The following is a 14,835-nucleotide window of genomic DNA, read 5'->3' on the forward strand; positions in this document are numbered from 1 at the left end:
GATCAAAAGTCTTACTTCTTCTTGCCTTCCTTGCGGACAATCCGCTCGTCGGCATAGCGCACGCCCTTGCCCTTGTAGGGTTCGGGACCGCGATACTCGCGGATCTCGGCCGCGACCTGGCCGACCTGCTGCTTGTCGATGCCGGAGACCGTGATTTCGGTCGGCTTCGGCACGGAGATCGTGATGCCCTGCGGCGTCTCATAGACCACGTCGTGGCTGAAGCCGAGCGCCAGCTGCAGGTTCTTGCCCTGCATGGCGGCGCGATAGCCGACGCCGGTGATCTCGAGCTTCTTCTCGAAGCCGTCCTTGACGCCCTGCAGGATGTTGACGATCTGCGTGCGCGACATGCCCCACTTGGCGCGGGCGGTCTTGGTCTGGTCGCGCGGCTCGACCGAAATCTCGGCGCCTTCCATCTTGACCAGCACTTCGTCGTTGACCACGAACTTCAGCTCGCCCTTGGGGCCCTTCGCCGTCACGGTCTGGCCGTTGACGGTCGCGGAGACGCCCTGCGGCAGCGAAACGGGTTTCTTTCCGATACGAGACATTGTTGTCTCCTCTTTCCTTTACTGCTGTGAATGGTGAATGGTGGAATGGCGAACGGCGCGGTCAAAGTCCCGTGCAGTCTCACCATTCACTATTCACCATTGACCATTCACCCTTAGAAAATCTGGCAGAGGATCTCGCCGCCGACATTCTGCTCGCGCGCTTCGTGATCGGCCATGACGCCCTTCGGCGTCGAAAGGATGGCGATGCCGAGGCCGTTGGCGACATGCGGGATCGACTTGGCCGAGACATAGACGCGGCGGCCGGGCTTCGAGACGCGCTCGATTTCGCGCACGACCGGAGCGCCGTCGAAATACTTCAGCTCGATCTCGATTTCCGACTTGCCGTTCTCGAAGTCGGTCTGGCTGTAGTCGCGGATATAGCCTTCCGACTTCAGCACTTCGAGGACGCGGGCGCGCAGACGCGAGGCCGGAGTCGAGACGGTCGACTTCTTGCGGCCATAGGCGTTGCGGATGCGGGTCAGCATATCGCCGAGAGGATCGCTCAATGACATCTCAGTGTCTCCTTACCAGCTCGACTTGACCAGGCCCGGGATCTGGCCGTTGTTGCCCAGATCGCGAAGCGCGATACGCGAAAGCTTGAGCTTGCGATAGTAGGCGCGAGGACGCCCCGTCACTTCGCAGCGGTTGCGGATGCGGATCTTGGCCGAGTTGCGCGGCAGCGCCGAAAGCTTCAACTGGGCGCGGAAACGCTCTTCCATCGGCTTGGACTGGTCCATGACGATGTCCTTGAGCGCCTTGCGCTTGGCGGCGTACTGACCGGCAAGCTTGCGGCGCCGGTTGTTCTTCTCGACTGAGCTGGTCTTTGCCATTTCAGATTTTTCCTTTTTCGCTGCCGTTACTGGCGGAAGGGGAAGTTGAAGGCCTTGAGCAGCGCCCTGGCCTCGTCATCCGTCTTCGCCGTCGTACAAACGATGACGTCCATGCCCCAGACCTGATCAACCTTGTCGTAGTTGATCTCCGGGAACACGATGTGCTCCTTGATGCCCATGGCGTAGTTGCCACGGCCGTCAAAGCTCTTCGGGTTCAGTCCGCGAAAGTCGCGAACGCGCGGCAGCGCGATGTTCACGAGGCGGTCGAGGAACTCGTACATGCGTTCCTTGCGCAGCGTGACCTTGGCGCCGATCGGCATGTTCTCGCGCACCTTGAAGCCCGCGATCGAATTGCGGGCGCGGGTGACGACAGCCTTCTGGCCGGCGATCAGCGCGAGGTCCTCGGCCGCGACCGAGGGCTTCTTGGAATCGCCGGTCGCTTCGCCGACACCCATGTTCAGCACGATCTTGTCGATGCGCGGAACCTGCATCTCGTTGTCGTAGCCGAACTGCTCCTGCAGCGCCTTGCGGATGGTCTCCTGATAGACCTTCTTGAGGCGCGGCTCGTTCTTGGCAGCTGCCTGCTTGGTTTCAGCCTTAGCCATTGATGACTTCTCCCGAACGCTTGGCGACGCGCACCTTCTTGCCGTCCTTCTGGATGGCGAAGCCGACGCGGGTCGGCTTGCCGTCCTTGGGGTCGGCCAGCGCGATGTTCGACAGGTGGATCGGCGCTTCCTTGGTGATGATCCCGCCCTCTTGGGACTGGGTCTGCTTCTGGTGACGGCGAATGAGGTTCACGCCGCGGACCAGCGCGGTGTCTTCCTTCGGCTGCACCGACAGGACTTCGCCCGAACGGCCCTTGTCCTTGCCGGCAAGCACGACGACCTTGTCGCCTTTTCTGATCTTTTGCATGGGTCCGGCTCCTTACAGCACTTCAGGCGCGAGCGAGATGATCTTCATGTGGTTCTTGGCGCGAAGCTCGCGCGGAACCGGCCCGAAGATACGTGTGCCGATCGGCTCTTTCTTGTTGTCGACGAGAACGGCCGCGTTCTTGTCGAAACGGATCACGCTGCCGTCCGGACGGCGGATGTCCTTGGCCGTGCGAACCACGACCGCCTTCATCACGTCGCCCTTCTTAACGCGGCCGCGCGGGATGGCTTCCTTGATCGACACCACGATGATGTCGCCGACGGAGGCATACTTCCGCTTCGAACCGCCCAGCACCTTGATGCACATGACACGACGGGCGCCGGAATTGTCCGCGACGTCGAGGTTTGTTTGCATCTGAATCATGACTGGCCGCCTTCTTCTTTTCTAACGGGACGGGCTTTCACCCCTCCCCGGTCTGTCCAAAATTCGTTTCGTTCGCCCGGATCAAGCCTGATCCGCGGTGATGACGACCCAGCGCTTGTCCTTGGAGATCGGCTTCGATTCCTGGATGAACACCTGGTCGCCGACCTTGTGGGCGTTGTTCTCGTCATGCGCCTTGTACTTCTTGGTCAGGCGCACGGTCTTCTTCATCACGGGATGCGTGAAGCGCCGCTCGACCTTGACGACGACCGTCTTCTCGTTCTTGTCGCTGACCACGGTGCCCTGCAGGATGCGCTTTGGCATGGTTCTCGTCCTTAAGCCTTCTTGGCCGCGGCTTTTTCCGCGGCGATGGTCTTGATGCGCGCGATGTCCCTGCGGACCTGCTTCACGCGTGCGGTCTTCTCGAGCTGGCCGGTGGCCTTCTGGAAGCGCAGATTGAACTGCTCCTTCTTGAGGGCGGCCAGGTCGTCGGCCAGCTGATCCTGGGTCTTGGTCCGGATATCTTCGGCTTTCATGATCGCCTGTCCTTATTCTGCGATGCGCTGCACGAAGCGCGTCTTGACCGAGAGCTTGGCGGCGCCGAGACGCAGCGCCTCACGCGCAGTTTCTTCGCTGACGCCGTCGATCTCGAACATGATGCGGCCAGGCTTGACGCGCGCCGCCCAGTAGTCGACGGCGCCCTTGCCCTTACCCATGCGCACTTCGGTCGGCTTCGAGGTGACCGGCAGATCCGGGAACACCCGGATCCAGACGCGGCCGGCGCGCTTCATCTCGCGGGTGATCGCGCGGCGGGCCGCCTCGATCTCGCGCGCGGTGACGCGGTTCGGCTCAAGCGCCTTCAGCCCGAAACCGCCGAAATCCAGATTGGTGCCGCCCTTGGCGGTACCGTGGATACGGCCCTTGAACTGCTTGCGGAACTTTGTGCGCTTTGGCTGCAGCATCGTTCTAACTCCAAATTCTCAAATTTCTCAGGCGTTCTCGCGACGGCGACCGCGCTCACGCTCGCCGGTCTGACCGCCGTGATCGCCTTCCGTGGCGCGACGCTCCGACGCCATCGGGTCGTGCTCGAGGATCTCGCCCTTGAACACCCACACCTTGACGCCGCAGATGCCGTACGCCGTGTTCGCCTCGGCCGTGCCGTAGTCGACATCGGCGCGCAGCGTATGCAGCGGCACGCGGCCTTCGCGGTACCACTCCATGCGCGCGATTTCGGCGCCGCCGAGACGGCCGGAGCAGTTGATGCGGATGCCTTCGGCACCAAGACGCATGGCCGACTGAACGGCGCGCTTCATGGCGCGACGGAACGCGATGCGGCGCTCGAGCTGCTGGGCGATCGACTGGGCGATCAGCGTGGCGTCGATTTCCGGCTTGCGCACTTCAACGATGTTGAGGTGCGTCTCGGACTTCGTCATCTCCATCAGCTTCCTGCGGAGCTTCTCGATGTCGGCGCCCTTCTTGCCGATGATCAGGCCCGGACGCGCGGCATGGATGGTGACGCGGCACTTCTTGTGCGGACGCTCGATCACGACCTTGGAGATCGCGGCCTGCTTGAGTTCCTTCTCAAGATACTTACGGATCTTGATGTCCTCATGCAGCAGCTGACCGTATTCGCCGGTGTTCGCGAACCAGCGCGAATCCCAGGTGCGGTTGATGCCGAGACGCAGCCCGATCGGATTGACTTTCTGGCCCATTATGCGGCCTCCCCTTTTTCCTCGACTTCACGAACGACGATCGTGAGGTGCGAGAACGGCTTTTCGATACGGCTGGCGCGACCACGGCCACGCGCGTGGAAACGCTTCATGACGATCGACTTGCCGACATAGGCTTCCGATACGATCAGTGCGTCGACATCGAGGTCGTGGTTGTTTTCCGCGTTGGCGATCGCCGACTCCAGGGTCTTCTTGACCGTGCCGGAAATCCGCTTGGCCGAGAATTCGAGGTCGGAAAGCGCTGTCGCGACCTTCTTGCCGCGGATCAGCGCGGCAACCAGGTTCAGCTTCTGCGGGCTGATACGGATGGTGCGCAGAACGGCGCGCGCCTCGTTGTCAGCAAGCCTGCGCGGAGCTTTGGCCTTGCCCATGATTATTTCCTCTTCGCCTTCTTATCCGCGCCATGACCGTAGTAGGTCCGGGTCGGAGCGAATTCACCGAACTTGTGGCCGACCATGTCCTCGTTCACGGAGACGGGAACGTGCTTCTGGCCGTTGTAGACACCGAAGGTGAAGCCGACGAACTGCGGCAGGATGGTGGAGCGACGGCTCCACATCTTGATCACCTCATTGCGACCGCCTTCACGAACCTTGTCCACCTTCTTGAGAAGGTAGCCGTCGATGAAGGGGCCTTTCCAAATCGAACGAGTCACTTGGCGTTACCTCTTCTTAGCTCTTGCGCTGATGGCGCGAGCGCACGATGAACTTGTCGGTCGCCTTGTTGGACCGCGTCTTCTTGCCCTTGGTCGGCTTGCCCCAGGGCGAAACCGGGTGACGGCCACCCGAGGTGCGGCCTTCGCCACCACCGTGCGGATGATCGACCGGGTTCATGGCCACGCCGCGATTGTGCGGGCGCTTGCCGCGCCACACCGTGCGGCCGGCCTTGCCGTCGTTGATGTTGCCGTGGTCGGGGTTCGACACGGCGCCGACGGTGGCCATGCAGGAGCCGTGCACGACGCGCTGCTCGCCCGAGTTGAGGCGCAGGATCGCCATGCCCTGGTCGCGGCCGACGAGCTGGGCGTAGCCGCCCGCCGAACGGGCGACCTGGCCGCCCTTGCCCGGCTTCAGCTCGATGTTGTGGACGATCGTGCCGACCGGCATCGAGGCCAGCGGCATCGCGTTGCCCGGCTTCACGTCGACCGCTTCGCCGGCCACGATCTTGTCGCCGGCGGCCAGACGCTGCGGCGCCAGGATGTAGGACAGCTCGCCGTCGTCATACTTGATCAGCGCGATGAAGGCGGTGCGGTTCGGATCGTATTCGATGCGCTCGACCGTGCCGACGACGTCGTACTTCTTACGCTTGAAGTCGATGATGCGGTACGAACGCTTGTGACCGCCGCCGATGAAGCGGGCCGTGATGCGGCCGTAATTATTGCGGCCGCCCGACTTGGTCAGGCCTTCGGTCAGGCCCTTGACGGGCTTGCCCTTGTAGAGGCCCGAGCGGTCGACGATGACCAGCTGACGGGTGCTCGGCGTTACCGGGTTGAATTTCTTGAGTGCCATTGTCCTGTCCTCGCGGCCTTGCTCAGAGACCCGTCGCGACGTCGATCGACTGGCCGTCGGCCAGCGTCACAACCGCCTTCTTGACGTCGCCCTGGCGGCCAACCGTGCCGCGGAAGCGCTTGATCTTGCCCTTACGGACGAGCGTGTTCACGGCCGTAACCTTGACCCCGAAGAGAGCTTCCACGGCGGCCTTGATTTCCGGCTTCGACGCCTTCTTGGCGACATTGAAGACGACCTGGTTCTGCTCGGAAGCCATGGTCGACTTTTCGGTGATCGCCGGCGAGACGATCACGTCGTAGTGACGGAGGTCGGTCATTTGAAGCGCTCCTCGAGAGCCTCGACGGCGGCCTTCGAAAGGACCAGCGTGCCGCGGCGCAGAATGTCGTAGACGTTGATGCCCTGGATCGGCAGCACGTCGATGTTGGGGATGTTGGTCGCCGCCAGCTTGAAGTTCTGGTCAAGCTCGGCGCCGCCGATCACCAGGGCATTGGTGAGCCCGAGCGTCTCGAGGCTCGCAACCAGCGCCTTGGTCTTGGCTTCGGCGAGCTTCAGCTCGTCGACGATGATCAGCGAAGCGCTCTTGGCCTTGGCCGAGAGAGCGTGCTTCAAGCCCAGAGCGCGCACCTTCTTCGGCAGCTCGTGCTCGTGGCTGCGCACGACCGGGCCGTGCGCCTTGCCACCGCCGCGGAACTGCGGAGCGCGAGCCGAATGGTGACGGGCGCGGCCCGTACCCTTCTGCTTGTACATCTTGGCGCCGGTGCGCGCGATCTCGGCGCGGCCCTTGGCCTTGTGCGTGCCTTGCTGCTTCTTGGCCAGCTGCCAGCGCACGACGCGCTGCAGGATGTCCTCACGCGGGTCAAGGCCGAAGATCTCCTCGGAGAGCTTTACCTTGCCGGCGTCCTTGCCGCCGAGGGTTGTGATCTTGAGGTCCATTATTCCGCTCCCTCATTGGCCGGGGCATCGTTCTTGGCGGCAGCGGCACGGATCGCGGCTGGCTTCGGCGCGTTGGCCGGCAGCGCAACCTTGGCCGCGTCACGGACCAGGATCCAGGCGCCCTTCACCCCCGGGACGGCGCCGCGGATCAGGATCAGGCCGCGGTCGGCATCGGTCGAGACGACCTCGACATTCTGGGTGGTGACGCGAACGTCGCCCATGTGGCCGGCCATCTTCTTGCCCTTGAACACCTTGCCGGGGTCCTGGCGCTGTCCGGTCGAGCCGTGCGTGCGGTGCGAGACCGAGTTACCGTGCGTGGCACGGCCGCCACCCATGTTGTGCCGCTTGATCACGCCCTGAAAACCCTTGCCGGTCGAGGTGCCCGTCACGTCGACCTTCTGGCCGGCGACGAAGTGCTCGACGGTGAGCTCGGCGCCGACGTCGATCATGTTGTCGGCGGAGACGCGGAACTCGGCGAGCTTCGCCTTTGGCTCGACGGAGGCGGCAGCGAAATGGCCGCGCATCGCCTTCGACGTGTTCTTCACCTTGGCAAGGCCAACGCCGAGCTGGACGGCGGTGTAGCCGTTCTTCTCCTGCGTGCGCTGCGCCACGACCTGGCAGTTCTCCATCTGGAGAACGGTGACGGGAACGTGTTCCCCTGCATCGTTATAGATGCGGGTCATTCCCACCTTCTTTGCAATCACACCTGAACGCATCGGTTCAATTCCTTTAGAGTTCCCTGTCGGGGCTGACGCCCCTCCACGCCTCTTGCTTCCTTCAGAGTTCCGGGTCGCCCCGCCCTCTTGTTCCTTAGAGCTTGATCTCGACGTCGACACCGGCGGCCAGATCGAGCTTCATCAGAGCATCGACCGTCTGCGGGGTCGGATCGACGATGTCGAGCAGCCGCTTGTGGGTGCGCATCTCGAACTGCTCGCGGCTCTTCTTGTCGACGTGAGGCGACCGGTTGACCGTGAACTTTTCGATCCGCGTCGGCAGCGGAATGGGGCCGCGGACGTTGGCGCCGGTGCGCTTGGCGGTCGACACGATTTCGCGCGTCGAGGCGTCGAGCACCCGGTGGTCAAACGCCTTAAGGCGGATGCGGATATTCTGTCCGTTCATGCGTCAATTCCTTGTTCTGGCGCGGCGCGGGCAGCCCCGCGCCCGCGACAGATCCGTTTCGTCCAATTATTCTTTGATGGTGACGACGATGCCGGCACCGACGGTGCGGCCGCCTTCACGGATGGCGAAGCGCAGCTTCTCTTCCATCGCGATCGGCACGATCAGCTCGACATCGACGGTGATGTTGTCGCCGGGCATCACCATCTCGGTGCCTGCCGGCAGCGTCACGATGCCGGTCACGTCGGTGGTGCGGAAGTAGAACTGCGGCCGGTAGTTGGTGAAGAACGGCGTGTGACGGCCGCCCTCGTCCTTGGTCAGGATGTAGGCTTCGGCCACGAACTTCTTGTGCGGCTTCACCGAACCCGGCTTGGCCAGAACCTGGCCGCGCTCGACACCCTCCCGGTCGATGCCGCGCAACAGCGCGCCGATGTTGTCGCCGGCCTGGCCCTGGTCGAGCAGCTTGCGGAACATCTCCACGCCCGTGCAGGTGGTCTTGGCCGTCGGACGGATGCCGACGATCTCCAATTCCTCACCGACCTTGACCACGCCGCGCTCGACGCGGCCGGTCACGACCGTGCCGCGGCCCGAGATCGAGAACACGTCCTCGATCGGCATCAGGAACGGCTTGTCCAGCGGACGGACCGGCGTCGGGATGTAGGCGTCGACCTGCGCCATCAGCTCGCGGATGGCGTCCTCGCCGATGGTCTTGTTCGAATCTTCCAGAGCGGCCAGCGCCGAACCCTTGACGATCGGAATGTCGTCGCCGGGGAACTCGTTCTTGGTCAACAGCTCGCGAACCTCGAGCTCGACCAGCTCGAGCAGCTCGGCGTCGTCGACCTGGTCGACCTTGTTCAGGAACACCACGATCGAGGGCACGCCGACCTGGCGGGCCAAAAGGATGTGCTCGCGGGTCTGCGGCATCGGGCCGTCGGCGGCCGAAACCACCAGGATCGCGCCGTCCATCTGGGCGGCGCCGGTGATCATGTTCTTGACATAGTCGGCATGGCCGGGGCAGTCGACATGGGCGTAGTGACGGTTGGCCGTCTCGTACTCGACATGCGCCGTCGAGATGGTGATGCCGCGCGCCTTCTCTTCCGGCGCCGCGTCGATCTGGTCATAGCGCTTGTATTCGCCAAAATACTTCGTGATCGCCGCCGTCAGCGACGTCTTGCCATGATCGACGTGGCCGATCGTGCCAATGTTCACATGCGGCTTGGTGCGCTCGAATTTACCTTTTGCCACTGTATTTCTCCGTCTTTACTCATCCCGCTCGGGGAAATTGATATTCGCTCCAGCCGAACCGGAAACGCGTAAGAGCCGCGGTTCCGGTGGCACAGGCATTCTCACGCGTACTTTTTCTGGACTTCCTGGGCCACCGCCGTAGGGACCGGCTCATAGTGGTCGAACTGCATCGTGTACTGGGCGCGGCCCTGCGACATCGAACGCAGATTGTCGACGTACTTGAACATGTTGGCCAAAGGCACCATCGCGTTGATGACGACTGCCACGCCACGCGCTTCCTGGCCCTGGATCTGGCCGCGACGGCCGTTGAGGTCGCCGATAACGCCGCCGACATAGTCTTCCGGCGTCACGACCTCGACCTTCATGATCGGCTCCAGGAGCTGCACACCAAGCCGGGGTGCGGCTTCCTTGAAGCAGGCGCGGGAGGCAATTTCGAACGCCAGCACCGAGGAGTCGACGTCGTGGAAGGCACCGTCGATCAGCGTCGCCTTGACGCCGATCATCGGGAAGCCGGCAAACGGGCCGGAACCCATGACGCTCTGGATGCCCTTCTCGACGCCGGGGATGTATTCCTTCGGCACCGCGCCGCCGACGATCTTGGACTCGAACAGGAACTCTTCGCTCTCGGTGTTCGGCTCGAACACGATCTTGACGCGAGCGAACTGGCCGGTGCCGCCCGTCTGCTTCTTGTGCGTGTAGTCCTGCTCGTGGGTCCGGGTGATCGTCTCGCGATAGGCCACCTGCGGAGCGCCGACATTGGCTTCCACCTTGAACTCGCGGCGCATGCGGTCAACGATGATGTCGAGATGCAACTCGCCCATGCCGGCGATGATGGTCTGACCGCTTTCCTCGTCGGTCTTGACGCGGAAGGACGGATCCTCGGCCGCCAGGCGATGCAGCGCGAGGCCCATCTTTTCCTGATCGTTCTTGGTCTTCGGCTCGATGGCGATCTGGATCACCGGATCGGGGAATTCCATGCGCTCGAGGATGACCGGATGCAGCGGATCGCAGAGCGTGTCGCCGGTCGTCGTGTCCTTGAGGCCGGCCAACGCGACGATGTCGCCGGCATAGGCTTCCTCGATATCGGCGCGCGAATTCGCATGCATCTGCAGCATGCGGCCGATGCGCTCCTTCTTGCCCTTCACGGTGTTGTCGAGCGAGGTGCCCTTGGTGAGCTTGCCCGAATAGATGCGAGCGAAGGTCAGCGAGCCGACGAACGGGTCGTTCATGATCTTGAACGCCAGCATCGACAGCGGCTCGTTGTCGTCGGCATGACGCTCGATCTCGGCGTCGGTCTTGGCGTCGACACCCTTGATGGCCGGCACGTCGATCGGCGACGGCAGGTATTCGACAACGGCGTCCAGCAGCGGCTGCACGCCCTTGTTCTTGAAGGCCGAGCCGCAGAACATCGGGAAGAACTTGACCGCGATGGTGCCCTTGCGGATCAGCGCGCGGATCTCGTCGTTCGACGGCATGTTGCCTTCGAGGTAATTCTCGAGCGCGGTCTCGTCCATCTCGACGGCGGCCTCGATCATCTTCTCGCGATACTGAGCGGCCTTGTCCTTGAGGTCGGCCGGGATCTCGACGACGTCCCAGGCAGCGCCCAGCGTCTCGTCGCGCCAGACAAGCGCGTTCATTTCGACGAGGTCGACGACGCCCTTGAACTCGGTCTCGGCGCCGATCGGCAGTTGCATGACGACGGCCTGCGCGCCGAGGCGCGAGCCGATCATTTCCACCGAGCGGTAGAAATCGGCGCCGATCTTGTCCATCTTGTTGCAGAAGATCATGCGCGGCACGTGGTACTTGTCGGCCTGGCGCCACACGGTCTCGGTCTGCGGCTCGACGCCGGCGTTGGCATCGAGCAGCGCGATGGCGCCGTCGAGCACGCGCAGCGAACGCTCGACCTCGATGGTGAAATCGACGTGTCCGGGAGTGTCGATGATGTTGAAGCGGCGCATCTTGCCGTCGCGACCCTTCCAGAAGGTCGTGGTCGCGGCAGAGGTGATGGTGATGCCGCGTTCCTGCTCCTGCTCCATCCAGTCCATGGTGGCAGCGCCGTCATGGACTTCGCCGATCTTGTGCGACTTGCCCGTGTAGTACAGGACGCGCTCGGTCGTCGTCGTCTTGCCGGCGTCGATATGCGCCATGATACCGAAATTGCGGTAGTCTTCGATTTTGTATTCGCGGGCCATGGGAGGTGCCTCTCAGTCTCGTTCGCGCTTTACCAGCGGTAGTGCGCGAAGGCGCGGTTGGCTTCCGCCATCTTGTGGGTGTCTTCACGCTTCTTGACGGCCGTGCCGCGGTTGTTGGCCGCGTCCATCAGCTCGCCCGAGAGGCGGTCGACCATCGTGGTCTCGTTGCGGTTGCGCGCGGCGGCGATCAGCCAGCGGATGGCCAGCGCCTGGCGGCGCTCGGGGCGCACGTCGACCGGAACCTGGTAGGTGGCGCCGCCGACGCGACGCGAACGCACTTCCACATGCGGCGCGACATTGTCGAGCGCCTGGTGGAAGACGGCGACCGGCTCCTGCTTGGTCTTGGACTGGACCTGGTCCAGCGCGCCGTAGACGATGGTCTCGGCAACCGACTTCTTGCCGTCATACATGACGGCGTTCATGAACTTGGTGACGACCAGATCGCCGAACTTGGGGTCCGGATTGATCTCACGCTTTTCTGCACTGTGACGACGGGACATGGCTCTTGTCTCTCAATCTCGTGGCACGGCGCAGTCAAAAAAAGCGCCGAAGCCGGAAACCCTTACTTCGGACGCTTGGCACCGTATTTCGAACGGCGCTGCTTGCGGTTCTTCACACCCTGGGTGTCGAGCACGCCGCGGATGATGTGATAGCGGACGCCCGGCAGATCCTTGACGCGGCCGCCACGGATCATGACCACCGAGTGCTCCTGAAGGTTATGGCCTTCGCCCGGGATGTAGCCGATCACTTCGAAACCATTGGTCAGACGGATCTTGGCCACCTTGCGCAGCGCCGAGTTCGGCTTCTTCGGCGTCGTCGTGTAGACGCGCGTGCAGACGCCCCGCTTCTGCGGGTTCTGCTGCATGGCCGGGACCTTGTTGCGCTTCACCGGCGCCAGGCGCGGCTTGCGGATCAGCTGGTTGACGGTAGGCATTAAACCCTCTTGTCTCTCAATTCCGTGTCTTGCCCTGTCAGGGCCGCTCAAAGCGTCATTTCCATACGCGAATTCGGGCAACACACCGCGCCTCGCGGTCCTGCCCGAACAAATTGCAGAGGAAGCGGAAGCCGCTTCATGCGCGCCGGAGATGTCTTTTCGCTCGTAAAACGAACCCTGTTTGAGGCAAACTCCAAGGCGCGTCGCCTCGGAAAAGCAAGTCTCACATCGGTTCTGACGTGGCGGCTTCTACTCGCAAGCCCCCTATCCGTCAACCCCGGAACGGCAAATATTGCGCCCGATCCGGAGCTTGGCAGCCATGCGGAAAAAGCATGTAATTTTCTTGCGTCTTTTTTCAAGAGCAAGGAAGAAAGTGACCGGCTTTCGCCTGTCATCTCGGCCGGCTTCGTGCAAATAAGGCGGTATGAATGGCAAAACTCCACGCTTCCGGAGGAATCAGCCCGTGAACGACAACGAGGAGCGCCCGGTCACCATCATCACCGGCCGGGTGTGGCGGCGAAAGGGCGGCAAGCCGGAAGGCGTGCATGTGATGCTGGTCGCGCCCGACGATGATTCTGCCGTGCGCCGCGCGCTCGAATCGCTCGCCGCCGAAGGATTCGCCGAAGCCGAGCTCGACCAGATCGGCGACATGGAAGGCACCCCCGACGAAGAGCCGCATCTGTCCGCCTATCAGGGCGCGCTGGAGGGCGAAGTCTCGATCGTTACCTTCGACGAGCCGAGCTGATCCCGAAATCGCAATCTCGCGATCCGTTACGTTCCAGGCTTGCCGGGCACCGTTGTCCTGCCTAAGAGCACCTACTTCTTCCATCCCTCGGAGTCCCAATGACCAGCAACCCCATCAGGATCGGTATCGTCGGCGTGGGAAAGATCGTCCGCGACCAGCATCTTCCGGCACTGGCCAAGGACAGCAGTTATCGGCTTGCGGCCGCCGCCAGCCGCCACGGCAAGGTGGACGGCATCCCGAACTATCCGACGATCGAGGCGATGCTCGAGGCCGAGCCGGGCCTGGAAGCCGTCTCGCTCTGCATGCCGCCGCAGTTCCGCTATGACGCCGCGCGCACCGCGCTCGAGGCCGGAAAGCACGTCTTCATGGAGAAGCCGCCGGGCGCCACCGTCAGCGAGGTCGAGCACCTGAAGGCGATTGCCGCGAAGAAAGGCGTTTCGCTTTTCGCCAGCTGGCATTCGCGCTACGCGCCGGCGGTCGAGGCCGCGCGCGCCTTCCTGGCTTCGGCCAGAATCGACTCGGCGGCGATCAACTGGAAGGAAGACGTGCGCCGCTGGCACCCGAACCAGGAATGGATCTGGGCGCCGGGCGGTTTCGGCGTGTTCGATCCCGGCATCAACGCGCTATCGATCGCCACCCACATCCTGCCGCCGATGTTCATCACCTCGGCCGTGCTCGACTTCCCCGAGAACCGCGCCTCGCCGGTCGCGGCGCATGTCACCTTCCGCACCTCGAACGGGCTCCCGGTGACGATGGAGCTCGATTGGCTGCAGAGCGGTCCGCAGAGCTGGGACATCCTGGCCGAGACCGACAAGGGGAAGGTGGTGCTTTCGGGCGGCGGCGCAAAGCTCGCCGTCGACGGCAAGATCATCCATGACGAGCCGGAAGCCGAATATCCGATGCTCTACAAGCGTTTCGCCGAGATTGTCCGCGCCGGCATCTCCGACGTCGACCTGGCCCCGCTCCAGCACGTCGCCGACGCCTTCATGCTCGGCAAGCGCAATGTGGTCGAGCCTTTCTTCGATTAACAGCAAGCCCCGTGCAGCGCCGGCGTCAGTCCACGATCGCTATCGCAAAGCCGTCATAGCCCTTGGCGCCGACGGTCTGGATGGCGGTGCCGTCCAGCCGCTTCTCCTGCCCGATGAATGAGAGCGCCGCGCGGGCGCCGACGACGTTTTCGCCGCGGCCGTCGTCCTTCAGCACGGCGCCGTCGCGGATGACGTTGTCGCAGACTATCACCGTTCCGGAGCGCGACAGCCGCATGGCCCAGCTGAGATAATTCGGGTTGTTCGGCTTGTCGGCGTCGATGAAGATCAGGTCGAACGGACCGGCATTTTCGCTGACCAAGGCTGCTAGCGATTGAAGAGCTGGCCCGAGCCGCAGATCCACCTTGTCGGAAACCCCTGTCCGCTCGAAGTTCGAGCGCGCGACCTTGGCATGGTGCGGCTCAAGCTCCAGCGTCACTACTCTGCCATCGGCAGGCAGGCCCATTGCCATCCAGATGGTCGAGTAACCACCGAGCGTGCCGATCTCGAGCACCTTCCTTGCGCCGCGAATTCGCACCAGAAGCGAAAGCAATTTGCCCTGTGCGGCCGAGACGTCGATCGCCGGCAGGCCCTGCTCGCGGTTGGCCGCAAGCACCGCGTCTAGCGCGGGATCCGCATCGAAAAGAGAGGAGACGATGTAGTCGTCGACAGCTGTCCAGGTCCTGGCGCTCATGGTTTTTCCTCGTTCATAACCCGAATGAAAAAGGGGCCACGCGGGCCCCTTTTC

The 14,835-nt window shown here is 63.1% G+C and carries 24 protein-coding genes; 2 read left to right on the forward strand and 22 right to left on the reverse strand.

Translation table 11 applies throughout. The features are described from left to right. Window positions 1–11: 11 nt before the first annotated feature. The 21 genes from rplF to rpsL form a co-directional block, all read right to left on the reverse strand. Window positions 12–545 carry a 50S ribosomal protein L6 gene (rplF, locus tag P9217_RS23170; protein ID WP_067321468.1) on the reverse strand — a complete coding sequence of 178 codons (534 nt, stop codon included), beginning with the start codon at window positions 543–545 and terminating at the stop codon, window positions 12–14. Window positions 546–658: 113 nt separating this feature from the next. Then, window positions 659–1,057 (reverse strand): 30S ribosomal protein S8, encoded by a 399-nt coding sequence (gene rpsH, locus P9217_RS23175; protein WP_095800670.1) that lies wholly within the window; start codon window positions 1,055–1,057, stop codon window positions 659–661. A gap of 12 nt (window positions 1,058–1,069) precedes the next feature. Then, entirely contained in the window at window positions 1,070–1,375 is a 306-nt protein-coding gene (gene rpsN, locus P9217_RS23180) for a 30S ribosomal protein S14 (RefSeq protein WP_059188495.1), read from the reverse strand. A gap of 26 nt (window positions 1,376–1,401) precedes the next feature. Then, a complete protein-coding gene (gene rplE / locus P9217_RS23185) occupies window positions 1,402–1,980 on the reverse strand; it encodes a 50S ribosomal protein L5 (RefSeq protein ID WP_095777622.1) in 579 nt (192 codons plus the stop codon). Next, window positions 1,973–2,287, reverse strand: a complete 315-nt coding sequence (gene rplX / locus P9217_RS23190; RefSeq protein ID WP_059188493.1) for a 50S ribosomal protein L24 — start codon at window positions 2,285–2,287, stop codon at window positions 1,973–1,975. The genes rplE and rplX overlap by 8 nt, the downstream gene beginning before the upstream one ends. A gap of 12 nt (window positions 2,288–2,299) precedes the next feature. Then, entirely contained in the window at window positions 2,300–2,668 is a 369-nt protein-coding gene (rplN, locus tag P9217_RS23195; RefSeq protein ID WP_006205457.1) for a 50S ribosomal protein L14, read from the reverse strand. An 81-nt stretch (window positions 2,669–2,749) separates the two neighbouring features. Then, a complete protein-coding gene (gene rpsQ / locus P9217_RS23200) occupies window positions 2,750–2,989 on the reverse strand; it encodes a 30S ribosomal protein S17 (protein ID WP_040970380.1) in 240 nt (79 codons plus the stop codon). An 11-nt stretch (window positions 2,990–3,000) separates the two neighbouring features. Beyond that, window positions 3,001–3,201 (reverse strand): 50S ribosomal protein L29, encoded by a 201-nt coding sequence (rpmC, locus tag P9217_RS23205; RefSeq protein ID WP_040970379.1) that lies wholly within the window; start codon window positions 3,199–3,201, stop codon window positions 3,001–3,003. Window positions 3,202–3,213: 12 nt separating this feature from the next. Further along, a complete protein-coding gene (gene rplP, locus P9217_RS23210) occupies window positions 3,214–3,627 on the reverse strand; it encodes a 50S ribosomal protein L16 (protein WP_027170364.1) in 414 nt (137 codons plus the stop codon). Between the two features lie 27 nt (window positions 3,628–3,654). Beyond that, the gene (gene rpsC, locus P9217_RS23215; protein WP_066989596.1) at window positions 3,655–4,377 is read right to left on the reverse strand and encodes a 30S ribosomal protein S3; all 723 of its coding nucleotides are present in this window, start codon (window positions 4,375–4,377) and stop codon (window positions 3,655–3,657) included. After that, a complete protein-coding gene (gene rplV, locus P9217_RS23220) occupies window positions 4,377–4,766 on the reverse strand; it encodes a 50S ribosomal protein L22 (protein WP_066989594.1) in 390 nt (129 codons plus the stop codon). The genes rpsC and rplV overlap by 1 nt, the downstream gene beginning before the upstream one ends. Window positions 4,767–4,768: 2 nt before the next feature. Continuing rightward, window positions 4,769–5,047, reverse strand: coding sequence for a 30S ribosomal protein S19 (rpsS, locus tag P9217_RS23225; protein ID WP_006205463.1), 279 nt, complete (start codon window positions 5,045–5,047; stop codon window positions 4,769–4,771). Window positions 5,048–5,063: 16 nt separating this feature from the next. Continuing rightward, window positions 5,064–5,897, reverse strand: coding sequence for a 50S ribosomal protein L2 (gene rplB, locus P9217_RS23230; protein WP_040970375.1), 834 nt, complete (start codon window positions 5,895–5,897; stop codon window positions 5,064–5,066). A 22-nt stretch (window positions 5,898–5,919) separates the two neighbouring features. After that, window positions 5,920–6,213: a 50S ribosomal protein L23 gene (locus tag P9217_RS23235; RefSeq protein ID WP_040983033.1), complete on the reverse strand. Its 294-nt coding sequence runs from the start codon at window positions 6,211–6,213 to the stop codon at window positions 5,920–5,922. Continuing rightward, window positions 6,210–6,830 (reverse strand): 50S ribosomal protein L4, encoded by a 621-nt coding sequence (gene rplD, locus P9217_RS23240; protein ID WP_066989592.1) that lies wholly within the window; start codon window positions 6,828–6,830, stop codon window positions 6,210–6,212. The genes P9217_RS23235 and rplD overlap by 4 nt, the downstream gene beginning before the upstream one ends. Beyond that, on the reverse strand, window positions 6,830–7,546 hold the full coding sequence (rplC, locus tag P9217_RS23245; RefSeq protein ID WP_067321479.1) for a 50S ribosomal protein L3: 717 nt from the start codon (window positions 7,544–7,546) through the stop codon (window positions 6,830–6,832). Before rplC ends, rplD begins: the two co-directional genes overlap by 1 nt. 94 nt (window positions 7,547–7,640) lie before the next feature. Beyond that, window positions 7,641–7,949 carry a 30S ribosomal protein S10 gene (rpsJ, locus tag P9217_RS23250; protein WP_006205468.1) on the reverse strand — a complete coding sequence of 103 codons (309 nt, stop codon included), beginning with the start codon at window positions 7,947–7,949 and terminating at the stop codon, window positions 7,641–7,643. 66 nt (window positions 7,950–8,015) lie between these two features. Next, complete coding sequence (tuf, locus tag P9217_RS23255) at window positions 8,016–9,191, reverse strand: elongation factor Tu (RefSeq protein WP_066989565.1); 1,176 nt, start codon at window positions 9,189–9,191, stop codon at window positions 8,016–8,018. A gap of 101 nt (window positions 9,192–9,292) precedes the next feature. Continuing rightward, the gene (gene fusA / locus P9217_RS23260) at window positions 9,293–11,383 is read right to left on the reverse strand and encodes an elongation factor G (protein WP_067321482.1); all 2,091 of its coding nucleotides are present in this window, start codon (window positions 11,381–11,383) and stop codon (window positions 9,293–9,295) included. A 29-nt stretch (window positions 11,384–11,412) separates the two neighbouring features. After that, a complete protein-coding gene (rpsG, locus tag P9217_RS23265) occupies window positions 11,413–11,883 on the reverse strand; it encodes a 30S ribosomal protein S7 (RefSeq protein ID WP_095780442.1) in 471 nt (156 codons plus the stop codon). A gap of 62 nt (window positions 11,884–11,945) precedes the next feature. Further along, entirely contained in the window at window positions 11,946–12,317 is a 372-nt protein-coding gene (rpsL, locus tag P9217_RS23270; RefSeq protein WP_006202128.1) for a 30S ribosomal protein S12, read from the reverse strand. Between the two features lie 463 nt (window positions 12,318–12,780). Here rpsL and P9217_RS23275 point away from each other — a divergent pair, with 463 nt between their 5' ends. Beyond that, window positions 12,781–13,062, forward strand: coding sequence for a transcriptional regulator (locus tag P9217_RS23275; protein WP_066989908.1), 282 nt, complete (start codon window positions 12,781–12,783; stop codon window positions 13,060–13,062). Window positions 13,063–13,160: 98 nt separating this feature from the next. Then, complete coding sequence (locus tag P9217_RS23280) at window positions 13,161–14,090, forward strand: Gfo/Idh/MocA family oxidoreductase (RefSeq protein WP_278088229.1); 930 nt, start codon at window positions 13,161–13,163, stop codon at window positions 14,088–14,090. Between the two features lie 25 nt (window positions 14,091–14,115). On the opposite strand, the gene P9217_RS23285 is transcribed toward P9217_RS23280, so the two are convergent. Next, window positions 14,116–14,781 (reverse strand): O-methyltransferase, encoded by a 666-nt coding sequence (locus tag P9217_RS23285; RefSeq protein WP_278088230.1) that lies wholly within the window; start codon window positions 14,779–14,781, stop codon window positions 14,116–14,118. Between the last annotated feature and the right edge of the window lie 54 nt (window positions 14,782–14,835).

The organism is Mesorhizobium sp. WSM4989 (genome assembly GCF_029625795.1).
Taxonomy (GTDB): domain Bacteria; phylum Pseudomonadota; class Alphaproteobacteria; order Rhizobiales; family Rhizobiaceae; genus Mesorhizobium.